Origin of the sequence: Halopseudomonas nanhaiensis (assembly GCF_020025155.1) — a bacterium.
Lineage (GTDB): Bacteria > Pseudomonadota > Gammaproteobacteria > Pseudomonadales > Pseudomonadaceae > Halopseudomonas > Halopseudomonas nanhaiensis.
The window spans coordinates 1206271-1218205 of sequence record NZ_CP073751.1 but is presented as its reverse complement, the minus strand read 5'-3'; the positions used below and the strand labels follow the sequence as shown (position 1 = coordinate 1218205).

The following is an 11935-nucleotide window of genomic DNA, read 5'->3' as shown; positions in this document are numbered from 1 at the left end:
CTCGTAGCCCGCGGCGGGGAAAGTTAGTCGATCCTATGGAAAAACCCCTCTAGAACGGGCATTGTATCCATCTCCGTGCGGACCGCCCGTTTTCCATGCAGCCAAGGCGGCGGACAGAGGAATTGAGAAAAGCAAATCAGCGATCAAGCACCCATTTGTTCGCTTGGCGAAACAGGCTTTCGCCAAAGCAAGCCTTTTTTCCTTTGATTTATCTCGCAATAATACAAAAAACGATGTTGGCTCAACCCCTTGGCTCCAGGACCCTCAATGCCAATCGAAGGACGGAAAATTGCCCCGGTTAATCGTGTTCGCGAGCGCGCCTTCTGGGTTCCAGTGATGAACCAGGCGCTGCGTCAGTACGGCCGGACGCTGGAGGCTTCCAGCCTGGCGCACAATCTAGTGCAGGTATCCCAGGCGCAGTCGGGCTTCCTCGACCAGGCATCCTGCTCGTTGATCTGGAGCGAGGCGGCCCGCCTCGCGGATGACCCCTTCTTCGGCTTGCGTATCAACCGTGTTTTTCGCCCTACCCCGCTCAACGCGATCGGATTGACCACACTTGCCAGCCCGGATCTGGCCACGGCGCTGAAGCATCTCACGCGGTTTTTCCCGATTGTCAGTACGCAGGTGAAGCTTGAGTTGCGCATCGAGGACGAGTTCGCCTTCCTTCATCTTCATCCGCTGGGCGAGCCTCACCTGCATCACATGGAGGCAGTAATGGGGTATCTAGGACGGCTGTTCGAACAACTGGACCATGACAACATCGAACTCGTCCTCGACGCGCAACTGCAGCGCGGCGGATCTGAGCTGGAGGAATGCGCACGGCTGCTTGGCGCGCGGACGCTGACGTCAGGGGACGAGTACCGCTTCACCCTCCCGTACACCGCGCTGGGCGAGCCGCTGGCGACCGCAGACAGCTTCCTGCTGCCGCGCTTTGTCGAAGCCATGGAGGATTTGCTATCGAACCTGCCAAGCAACGATCTGATCGACCAGGTAAAGCGTCGAATCCAGAACCTGCTTGGCTCGGGGGACGTCAGTGTGGAACGCGTGGCTGCTCCGTTGAACATCAGTCCGCGACATCTGCGCCGCAAGCTCAGCCAGGAAGGCACGTCCTACGAGCAGCTGGTCGATGAAGTGCGCAAGGAGGCGGCGATCAGAATGATCAGCCATGGCGAGCTGTCGCTCACCAGCATCGCGTATGAACTGGGCTTCCTCGACCCGAGCAGCTTTACCCGGGCTTTCCGCCGCTGGACTGACATGAGCCCGACGGCGTTTCGCCGGCAGATCGTCAGCCTGGTGTGATCACTTCTTTCTGAACAACAGCGTCATGCGGTCGCTTTCGCCAATAGCCAGGTAGGTAGTGCGGTTCTCGTCGCCGAGCTTGAGTGTCGGCGGCAAGGTCCAGACGCCCTCAGGGTGATCCTTCGTATCCTGAGGGTTTTCGTTGACCGGGCTGCTCCCCACCTGTTCGAACCCTGCCTCTTCCGCCAACTCGATCACCAGTTGCTCGGTGACGTAGCCGGTTTCGATCATCTGTTGCAGATCGGTGTCGGGCAGCGCCCGGTGCTCGACGACGCCTAGCATGCCGCCGGGCTTGAGCGCTGCATGGAACTTGCTGAATACCAGCCGCGTTTCGTCCTTACCGGCGGCCAGCCAGTTATGCACATTGCGGAAGGTAAGCACCCGGTCGGCGCTTTCCGGCTCGGCGATCGGCGTGTCCGGATCGTAGTTCAGTACGGACACGCGGACGGAGTCGTAGATGCCGCGAGGATCTTCCAGCTTGCGCTTGAAATCGTTCAGGGAGCGCTGCTGGTAATCCGAGTCGGCGTCCGGATCGAAATGAGCAGCGATCAGTTGACCGTCTTCCTTCAGATAGGGGGCGAGGATCTCGGTGTACCAGCCTTCGCCGGGCCAGGCTTCAACCACCGTATGCTGGGGCTGCACCTGGAAGAAAGCCAGGGTGTGTTCGGGGTTGCGGTAGGCATCGCGAACCACGTTGGTGATAGAGCGAGTCGGGGCGCCAATGGCTTTCTTCAGAGCCTGTTGTTGTTCCGGATCCATCTGCGGCGTCGGAACGGTGGGCTGCTGTGCCATCCCTGCAGCAGGCAGCAACAACATGGCAGCTAAAATCAGTGGTCGCATTCGCGGTCTCCCCTTGGCGTGATCTACCCTCATAGTCAGACATATATGAGTGCTTTATGACTAGGCGAGTTCATGTAACCCTTGTACGGACTTAGTGACTAGTGAGGTGAGCGCGTGCATGACACCCTGCCGTTATTGAATGAACTCGACTTCCCCGCCATTCGGCGCGGGGCGCTGCAGGTGCTGCAGGTCAATCTCACCTATCAGTGCAACCAGCGCTGCCTGCATTGTCATGTCAATGCCGGGCCGACGCGTACCGAGGCCATGACCGACGCGGTCATAGAAGCGCTGTTCGCGGTTATCGATGCCCACCCGGTCGGTACACTGGATCTCACCGGCGGCGCGCCGGAGATGCACCCTCGGTTTCGCGATATCGTCAGGCATGCGCGCGCGACCGATCTGCAGGTCATCGATCGCTGCAATCTGACCATTCTTTCTGAACCGGGTTACGCGTGGGTGGGCGACTTTCTCGCCGACCAGCGCGTGCACGTGTCGGCGTCCCTGCCCTGTTACTCTCGGGACAACGTCGACAAGCAGCGCGGCGATGGCGTGTTCGAGCGCAGCATCGCCGGCCTGCAGCAGCTCAACGCCCTGGGCTATGGGCAGGACGGCAGTGGTCTGGAGCTGAACCTGGTCTACAACCCGCAGGGTCCAAGCCTGCCGCCACCCCAGCAGGCACTGGAGGCGGACTATAAACAGCATCTCCTGGAAGACTTCGGCATCCGCTTCAACGCGCTGCATACCATTACCAATCAGCCCATTGCCCGCTTCGGTAGCACACTGGTCAGCAAGGGCCAGTTCAACGGCTACATGCAGCTGCTGCGTGACAACTTCAGCGAAGCCAACGTGCCAGGATTGATGTGCCGTTCGCAGGTCAGCGTGGACTGGCAGGGCTACCTGTATGATTGCGACTTCAATCAGATGCTCGACCTGCCGGCACCACTGATCACCAGCGACCGAAGCCATCTGCGCGACCTGCTCACGGCACGCGTGGAAGGCCGTCCGATTGCGACGCGCGATCACTGTTTTGCCTGTACGGCCGGACAGGGTTCCAGCTGCGGGGGTGCATTGGGATAGCGCGAAGCGCGGATTGGTAGGGCCGGGAAGGATTGCGAAGGACTTGAGCTATGAGTCGTCTGCTCGTCCGCTTTCGCGCTCAAGCGCGCTCCTACAGCAAGCCGCTAATCGCCATCGTGTAGGAGCGGGCATGACCGCGAAGGGGTTGAGCTCAGCGTCGTCTGCTCGTCTGCTTTCGCGCTCAAGCGCGCTCCTACAGCAACCCGGGAATCGCCATCGTGTAGGAGCGGGCATGACCGCGAAGGGGTTAAGCTCAGCGTCGTCTGCTCGTCCGCTTTCGCGCTCAAGCGCGCTCCTACAGCAACCCGGGAATCGCCATCGTGTAGGAGCGGGCATGACCGCGAAGGGGTTGAGCTCAGCGTCGTCTGCTCGTCTGCTTTCGCGCTCAAGCGCGCTCCTACAGCAACCCGGGAATCGCCATCGTGTAGGAGCGGGCATGACCGCGAAGGGGTTAAGCTCAGCGTCGTCTGCTCGTCCGCTTTCGCGCTCAAGCGCGCTCCTGCAGCAAGCCGGGAATCGTCATGTAGGAGCGGGCATGACCGCGAAGCGAAATCCGCACGCCACGAGGCAAACGGCTGCGTGAACCAAGGAATGAAATCAGGGGATGAGGTATGGGAATGTCCGGTTCGCTGGGCGTGTTTTTCTGGGGGTTTCTGCTTGCCTATGGCGGGCTGATGTATTGGCTGTCACCACGTACGGTGACCGCCGGCGGCTTTTTCAACGGCGAAGATAGCCAGGGCCGCAGCGCGTCGCCGTGGCTGCTGACCACGAGCATCTTCATCAGCTGGATCTTCGCCAAATCGGTGACCAATGCGGCGAACCTGGGCGCCGAGTTCGGCCTCGTCGGCGGGCTGGCCTATGCCACTTACTGGCTCTCGATACCGCTATGCGGCCTGGTCATCTACCGCCTGCGCCGGCGCTTCGCTGCCACCAGTCTGGTCAGCTTTCTCACCAGCAACTACGGCCGTGCAGCCGCCCTGGCCTTCTCCGCCGCTATCCTGATTCGCTTGTTCAACGAGGTGTGGAGCAACACGGCCGTGGTCGGCGGGTACTACGGCGAGCCCGGCACTGCACCCTTCGTCATCTCCGCGCTGCTGTTCACTGCCGTCACGCTCGCCTACAGCCTGCGCGGCGGTCTGCGCAGCTCGATTCTCACCGATGCCGCGCAGGCGGGCATTTTTGTCCTGGCGCTGGTGTGTGTGTTGTGGCTGGTATTGCCGCAGCACTCCCCAGCAGAGCTGACCAGCACCAGCTCCTGGGCACTCGATGCAGGCGTGGATCTGTTGCTGGTCGCCTGCCTGCAACTGGTCAGCTACCCGTTCCATGACCCGGTGCTGACCGATCGCGGCTTCATCAGCCAGGAACGCAGTATGCTGCGCGCCTTCACCATCGCCGGCGTGCTGGGCTTCTTCGCCATCCTGGCATTCAGTCTGATCGGTGTTCATGCAGACCTTGTCGGGGTCGGCGCATCGTCCAACGTGCCTGCCGCGCTGGCCCGCTCACTGGGCATCGGTGCGCTGCTGGTGATGACCATCGTGATGATTTCCGCAGCCGGCTCGACCCTGGACTCGACCTTCTCCAGCCTGGCACGCCTGACCGGACGTGAGCTTCCGGCACTAGCGGGCCGCGATCTGGGGACCCGTGCAGTGGGGCTGGGCATGGCCGCGATGGCGGTGTTCGCCCTGCTCGGCAACCTGCCCATGCTCGCCGGGACCGATATTCTCAAGGCCACGACGATCAGCGGCACCATGGTCATGGGTCTGGCTCCGGCGTTCGTGCTGCACGGACTCGTTCGTCCGACGGCAACTGCGTTTCACCTGAGTTTCTGGACTGGTCTGGCGCTTGGCGTCGCCCTGACCCTGAACTGGATTCCTGACAGCTGGGCCATTGGCGATGGCAAGTATGCGCTGCTCCTCGGCACCAACCTCTACGGTCTGCTGCTCTGCACGGGGCTTTATCTGCTTGCCGGCGGGATGGCGCGCCGATGAGGGCGGGTCGTGAGTGCCCCCTGGACTACCGTCTGCCGGCGGACAGTTTCACAGGCAGTCCGCTATTTGGCTGTGACACCCTCTATGTGGTTGGCGGGCTGTACGGCAACCGACAGGCCCTGACCGCGTTGCAGCGACGATTGACCAGCGAACCGGCAGCACGGGTTGTGTTCAATGGCGATGCGCATTGGTTCGATTGCTCCGCAGCGATATTCACCGAGATCGAAGCCGGGCTTGGCGGGCATACCGTCCTGCGCGGGAACGTGGAAACCGAGCTCGGGCGCAGCGAGCCCGGTGACGCCGGCTGTGGCTGCGCCTATCCGGACGACGTGCCGGACGACACCGTGGACTGGTCGAACCAGATTCACGCCAGCCTGGCGCGCACGGTATCCGGTTTGCCGGGGATGCGTGACACATTGGCCGGCCGCCCTGCCACCGCGCTGGTCGATGTGGCAGGACACCGCATCGCCATTACCCATGGCGATGAACACTCTTTGGCTGGCTGGGGCTGTGATCGCACGGCGTTGCAACAGCCTGAGCGCCGCCGCGAGCTGGATGCCTGGCTTGCCGGATCCGACCTGAGCGTCCTCGCCACCAGCCACACCTGCGCCGCGGCCGCTCTGCAACTCGAGCACGGCGTGGTGATCAACAATGGCGCGACGGGACTGCCCAACTTCAATAACGGACGCTACGGAGTGGTGACGCGCATCAGTACTCACGCGCATGCCAGCGCCTTGTATCGGACAGTATTCGAAGGGCTGGTAGTCGAGGCCCTCCCGCTCAACTACGATCATCAGGCCTTCATGGTGGATTTCGATTCGCAGTGGCCTGCCGGATCGCCCGCACAACTGTCATATCGTGAGCGTATCCTGCACGGCGCCGATTCGGCACCCGAAGCGGCTCTGTCCGGAGGCTTTCGACTCGCAAGTACCCTGTGTTCCATGGAGGATCTGAATCTGTGAAAGCCACCCGCTGGATAGCCTTGCTGGCGTTAGCCGCGCTCATTGCAGCGTTCGTCATCTTCGATCTGCATCAGTACCTGAGCCTGGAAGCGCTCAAGGCGCACCAGAGCTCACTCGAGCAATGGGTGGCGGCGCAGCCGTTGACCGCTGCAGGGGCCTTTGTGGCGATCTACGTGCTGGTCACCGCGCTCTCGCTGCCCGGCGCAGCGGTGATGACGCTGGTCGGGGGCGCGCTGTTCGGGCTGGGCTGGGGGCTGCTGCTGGTCTCCTTCGCTTCGGCCGCGGGCGCGACGCTGGCGATGCTGATCAGCCGGTTTTTCCTGCGCGACTGGGTAGCCAAACGCTTCGGGCGCCAGATCGAACCGATTGATCGCGGCATAGAGCGCGACGGCGCCTTCTATCTCTTCGCGCTGCGGCTGGTGCCGGCGTTTCCGTTCTTCATCATCAATCTGGTGATGGGCCTGACACGTATACGCGTGCGTACCTTCTGGTGGGTCAGCCAGCTGGGGATGCTGCCGGGCACGCTGGTCTACGTGAACGCCGGCCGCGAACTGGCGCAGGTGGAAACGCTGGGCGGCATTCTGTCGCCCGGCCTGATCGGCGCCTTCGTTCTGCTCGGCCTGTTTCCGCTGGTGGCACGCAAGATCCTCGAATGGGTCAAGGCCCGGCGGGTCTACAAGGGGTGGGACAAGCCGAAGCGTTTCGACCGCAATCTGGTGGTGATCGGAGCAGGCAGTGGCGGACTGGTGAGCGCCTATATTGCCGCTGCCGTGAAGGCGCAGGTCAGCCTGGTGGAAAAGAACGAGATGGGCGGAGACTGCCTCAATACCGGATGTGTGCCGTCAAAAACGCTGATCCGATCGGCGCGCCTGGCCGCCGACGTCAGGCGCGCCCATCGGCTGGGGTACAGTCACGCCTCAGCCGAGGTGGATTTCCCGAGGGTCATGGAGCGGGTGCAGGCAACCGTGGCCGAGATCGCACCGCATGATTCGGTCGAGCGGTACACCGAACTGGGCGTGGAAGTGTTCAAGGATACCGCGACGATCATCTCGCCCTGGGCCGTGCAGGTGGGTGACCGCACGCTCACCACCCGCAACATCATCGTCGCTACCGGTGGCAGGCCCAAGGTTCCGCCGATCCCGGGCCTGAACGAGATGGCCCTGTATACCTCCGAGACGATCTGGAATCTGCGCGAACGGCCGGAGCGGCTGCTGGTCATCGGCGGCGGGCTGATCGGCTGCGAGCTGGCCCAGGCTTTCCAGCGGCTGGGCTGCACGGTGCTGCAGATTCAGCGCGGTGATCGGTTGCTACCCAGCGAAGACCCGGAAGTGAGTGAACTGGTCATCGCGTCCATGCGCGAAGACGGCGTCGAGGTGCTTTTGCGCCACGACCCGCAAGGTTTCCACCGGGTCGATGGCGTGCAGCAGGTGACGCTGCGCGACCTGCAGACGGACCAGTGCCTGACCCGTGACTTCGACGCAGTGCTGGTAGCCACCGGGCGAGCCTCGAACACCGACGGATTCGGTGCGCAAACCCTCGATCTTGCGCTACGCGATGACGGGACGCTGGAGACAGATGACTACCTGGCGACGCGCTTCCCGAATATCTATGCGGTGGGCGACGTAACCGGCCCCTATCAGCTTACCCACGCTGCCAGCCACCAGGCCTGGTATGCCGCAGTCAACGCGTTGTTCGGGCCGTTCAAACGTTTCCGCGTCGATTACCGCGTACTGCCCCATGCCATCTTTACAGATCCGGAGATCGCCCGGGTGGGGCTCTCCGAGACCGAGGCCAATGCCAGAAACATTGCCTACGAGCTGACCCGATACGAGCTGTCCGAGCTGGACCGGGCCATCGCCGAGGATGCGCGTACCGGCTTCGTCAAGGTGCTCACCGTGCCGGGCAAGGATCGTATCCTCGGCGTGACCATCGTCGGCGAACATGCAGGTGAACTGATCGCCGAATACGTGCTGGCGATGAAACATAATCTGGGGTTGAACAAGGTGCTGGGGACCGTGCACAGTTACCCGACGATGGCCGAAGCGAACAAGTACGCGGCTGGAAACTGGAAAAAGGCCCATGCGCCCGAGGGACTGCTGCGCTGGGTTGCACGCTTTCACAGGTGGAGGCTGGATTGAGGCTGTCGGTGATCATTCCTACGCTGAACGAGCAGGATACGCTGCAACGCACCCTGAGCGGGCTCCAGCATTGGCGTGACGATGTTGAAATTATCGTGGTCGACGGCGGCAGTACCGACCGGACGCGCGACATCGCCGCGCCGCTCGTCGATCATCTGCGCGTCACCGCACCCGGTCGGGCGCGTCAGATGAACGCCGGCGCTGAACTCGCGACCGGTGACGCCCTGCTCTTTCTCCACGCGGATACGCTGTTACCATCCGGCTTCCTCGCGCTCATACGCCAGGCTCTGGCTGATGAAACACACCTGTGGGGCCGGTTCGATCTGTGCTTCGAGCCGCGCAATCGACGGCTGGATCTGGTCGCCTGGATGATCAACAAACGCTCTCGAGTCACGCGTATCTGCACCGGTGACCAGGGCATCTTCATGCTCACTCAGGTGTTCCGCGACTTCGGAGGCTTCCGCAACATCCCCCTGATGGAAGACATCCAGTTCACACGCAGGCTGCGCTACCTGACCCCGCCTGCGTGCCTGGACGCGAAGGTGGTGACCTCGAGCCGGCGGTGGATCGAGAAAGGCATTGGCCGCACCATCGTACTGATGTGGTGGCTGCGACTGCTCTATTGGCTGGGCGTTTCGCCCGACCGCCTCGTGCGGCTCTACTATCCCGGCCGATCGGAGCAGACATGAGCCGCCCGCTGTTGATATTCGCCAAGGCGCCAGTCGCCGGAACCGTCAAGACCCGACTGATACCGGAGCTGGGCGCGGAGGGCGCGCGGGACTTGTACATCGAGCTGTTTGACAGAACCCTGGCCCAGACCGCGGCCTGGCCGGGCCAGCGTGTTCTCTACTGCGCCCCGGACACTGACGCGCCATTGTTTGCCGAGGCAGCGAGGCGCTACCCGCTTACGCTGCGCGTGCAGCGTGGAGCCGATCTGGGCGCGCGCATGCAGGCGGCTTTCGAAGAGCACCCCGCTGGCGCCTTGCTGATCGGCACCGACTGCCCGGAGCTACAGATACAACATCTGCAACAGGCCGAGCGGGCCCTGACCGATCATGACGTCGCGATACTGCCCAGTGAAGACGGCGGCTACGTACTGATCGGCCAGCGCCAGACCCATCCTGCACCGTTTCATGACATGACCTGGAGTCATGATCAGGTGCTGAACGATAGCCGGCAGCGGCTGGAAGAGGCCGGGTTGTCGCTATGGACAGGGCCCACGCTCTGGGATGTCGACGAGCCGATTGATCTGGCCCGATATCGTGCGGTGCGCGAGGCAGATGGCGCAGGGCCTACCGTCTGATTTGGCCGTTTCTGTCGGTGGAAAACGCTCGATCATGCCGAATCAACAACAGCTTCCTCGCCCTGGTCAATTGCGACTCCCGTCACGGCTCAAACAACCTGAACAATAGTAGCCCCCGCCTCTTATCAGACCTGCTTATGCATTCCCATTCCATCCGTGGGACATACTTCTCCTTGTGTCTCGGTGACTATATGGTCGAAAACAGTGCGCCAACCCCGGCGCGGAATGACATCGAAGCCTCATAGGAACTGCCCACATGTTCGAACTCAGCCCCCGTATCAAGGACCTCAAGCAGCAAGTCGAAGCCTTCATGGACGAGCACATCTATCCAAATGAAGGCACCTTCTACGAGCAGGTCAAGCAGAACAAGTGGGGCCACCCGCCGATCCTCGAAGAGCTGAAGAAAAAGGCAAAAAGCCAGGGCCTGTGGAACATGTTCCTGCCGCATTCCGAGCGCGGCGCCGGCCTGTCCAACGAGGAATACGCGCACATCTGCGAGATCCTCGGTCGCGTCTCCTTCGCCGGTGAAGTGTTCAACTGCAACGCGCCGGACACCGGCAATATGGAAACCATCGAACGCTATGGCAACGAAGAGCAGAAGGAGCAATGGCTCAAGCCGCTGCTGGCCGGCGAGATCCGTTCGTGCTTCTCGATGACCGAGCCTGACGTTGCCTCGTCCGACGCTACCAACATCGAGTGCGAGATTCGCCGTGAAGGCGACGAGTACGTGATCAACGGCACCAAGTGGTGGTCCTCGGGAGCCATGAACGAGCACTGCAAGATCGCCATCGTCATGGGCAAGACCGATCCGAATGCGCCCAAGCACCTGCAGCAGAGCATGATCCTGGTCCCGCTGGATGCGCCGGGTGTGACCATCGTGCGTGACCTGCATGTATTCGGTTACGACCATGCACCGCACGGCCACGCCGAGATTCGCTACGAGAACGTGCGCGTACCCGCCTCCAACATTCTGCTGGGTGAAGGCCGCGGCTTCGAGATCGCCCAGGGCCGCCTCGGGCCAGGCCGTATCCACCACTGCATGCGCGCCATCGGCCAGGCCGAACGCGCACTGGAAGCCATGTGCCGCCGCGCCGCCGAGCGTGTTGCCTTCGGCAAGCCGCTGTACCGTCTGGGTAGCGTGCCCGAAGCGATTGCCAAGTCGCGTTGCGAAATCGATCAGGCTCGCCTGCTGACCCTGCACGCGGCTCGCAGCATGGACCTGCATGGCAACAAGGTTGCACGCCAGCAGATCGCCATGATCAAGGCCGTCGCGCCGACCATGCTGTGCAACGTGATCGACCGCGCCATCCAGATCCACGGCGCCAAGGGTGTGTGCCAGGATACGTTCCTCGCCTCCGCCTACGCCAAGGCCCGCACCCTGCGCCTGGCTGACGGCCCGGACGAGGTTCACCTGAACACCATCGCCAAGCTGGAGATGGGTCGGTATTTGTAAAAACACAGCGACAAGTTAAGAGCGGCTAGCTGCAAGCGGATTTGCGCACAGCTTGCCGCTTGTGGCTTTCAGCTTGAAGCTCGAGCGAAGAGAGGATCTATGAGCAGTCTGTTTGATCTGACCGGCAAGGTCGCCGTCATCACCGGCTCTACCAAAGGTATTGGCAAGGCCATCGCTGAAGAATATGCCAAGGCCGGCGCCAAGGTGGTTATCTCCAGCCGCAAGGCCGATGCCTGCGAGCAGGTCGCCAACGAATTGAAAGAGCAGGGATTCGATGTTCTGCCCGTCTCCTGCCACGTGGGCGACAAGGCGCAATTGCAAAACCTGGTCGACAAGACTCTGGAGAGGTGGGGTCGCATCGATATTCTGGTCTGCAATGCGGCGACCAACCCGGTGTACGGTCCGACGCACGATGTCAGCGACGAAGCCTTCGACAAGATCATGGGTACCAACGTCAAGGGCACCTTCTGGCTGTGCAACATGACGATCCCGCACATGGTCAAACAGGGCGGTGGTTCCATCGTGCTGCTGTCGAGCATCGCCGGCATTCGTGCGAGCGCCAACATCGGTGTTTACGGGATGTCCAAGGCTGCCGAGGCAGGCCTGGCGCGCAACCTGTCGCTGGAGTGGGGGCCGCAGAACATCCGGGTCAACTCCATCGCACCGGGACTGATCCGCACCGACTTTGCCCAGGCACTGCTGGATGATCCGGATCGTCTCAAGCGGGTGGAAGAAAAGCTGCCGCTGCGCCGCGTTGGCGAGCCGGTGGATATTGCTGGTGTCGCGCTGTTCCTTGGTTCGGCTGCAGGTGCGTATGTGACGGGCCAGACCATCGTTGCCGATGGTGGCGATACCATCACCTGATGCCGACTGAT

General features: G+C 62.1%; 10 protein-coding genes. 9 read left to right on the top strand and 1 reads right to left on the bottom strand.

The window, feature by feature from the left end; translation table 11 throughout:
* Positions 1-267 precede the first annotated feature (267 nt).
* The gene (locus KEM63_RS05545) at positions 268-1299 is read left to right on the top strand and encodes a helix-turn-helix transcriptional regulator (protein ID WP_223655204.1); all 1032 of its coding nucleotides are present in this window, start codon (positions 268-270) and stop codon (positions 1297-1299) included.
* Here the strand turns inward: KEM63_RS05545 and KEM63_RS05540 are convergent, their stop codons facing one another.
* Positions 1300-2139, bottom strand: a complete 840-nt coding sequence (locus tag KEM63_RS05540; protein WP_223655203.1) for a class I SAM-dependent methyltransferase — start codon at positions 2137-2139, stop codon at positions 1300-1302.
* A gap of 114 nt (positions 2140-2253) precedes the next feature.
* Here KEM63_RS05540 and arsS point away from each other — a divergent pair, with 114 nt between their 5' ends.
* From arsS to KEM63_RS05500, 8 genes are all read left to right on the top strand, one after another.
* On the top strand, positions 2254-3216 hold the full coding sequence (arsS, locus tag KEM63_RS05535) for an arsenosugar biosynthesis radical SAM (seleno)protein ArsS (RefSeq protein WP_223655202.1): 963 nt from the start codon (positions 2254-2256) through the stop codon (positions 3214-3216).
* Between the two features lie 617 nt (positions 3217-3833).
* Positions 3834-5204, top strand: a complete 1371-nt coding sequence (locus KEM63_RS05530) for an SLC5/6 family protein (RefSeq protein WP_223655201.1) — start codon at positions 3834-3836, stop codon at positions 5202-5204.
* Complete coding sequence (locus KEM63_RS05525; RefSeq protein ID WP_223655200.1) at positions 5201-6166, top strand: hypothetical protein; 966 nt, start codon at positions 5201-5203, stop codon at positions 6164-6166. The genes KEM63_RS05530 and KEM63_RS05525 overlap by 4 nt, the downstream gene beginning before the upstream one ends.
* Complete coding sequence (locus KEM63_RS05520) at positions 6163-8304, top strand: FAD-dependent oxidoreductase (protein ID WP_223655199.1); 2142 nt, start codon at positions 6163-6165, stop codon at positions 8302-8304. Before KEM63_RS05525 ends, KEM63_RS05520 begins: the two co-directional genes overlap by 4 nt.
* Complete coding sequence (locus KEM63_RS05515; RefSeq protein WP_223655198.1) at positions 8301-8993, top strand: TIGR04283 family arsenosugar biosynthesis glycosyltransferase; 693 nt, start codon at positions 8301-8303, stop codon at positions 8991-8993. Before KEM63_RS05520 ends, KEM63_RS05515 begins: the two co-directional genes overlap by 4 nt.
* Positions 8990-9607 carry a TIGR04282 family arsenosugar biosynthesis glycosyltransferase gene (locus tag KEM63_RS05510; RefSeq protein ID WP_223655197.1) on the top strand — a complete coding sequence of 206 codons (618 nt, stop codon included), beginning with the start codon at positions 8990-8992 and terminating at the stop codon, positions 9605-9607. Before KEM63_RS05515 ends, KEM63_RS05510 begins: the two co-directional genes overlap by 4 nt.
* Before the next feature lie 256 nt (positions 9608-9863).
* Positions 9864-11060: an acyl-CoA dehydrogenase family protein gene (locus KEM63_RS05505; RefSeq protein ID WP_223655196.1), complete on the top strand. Its 1197-nt coding sequence runs from the start codon at positions 9864-9866 to the stop codon at positions 11058-11060.
* A gap of 99 nt (positions 11061-11159) precedes the next feature.
* Positions 11160-11924 carry an SDR family NAD(P)-dependent oxidoreductase gene (locus KEM63_RS05500; RefSeq protein WP_223655195.1) on the top strand — a complete coding sequence of 255 codons (765 nt, stop codon included), beginning with the start codon at positions 11160-11162 and terminating at the stop codon, positions 11922-11924.
* The last annotated feature ends 11 nt before the right edge of the window (positions 11925-11935 follow it).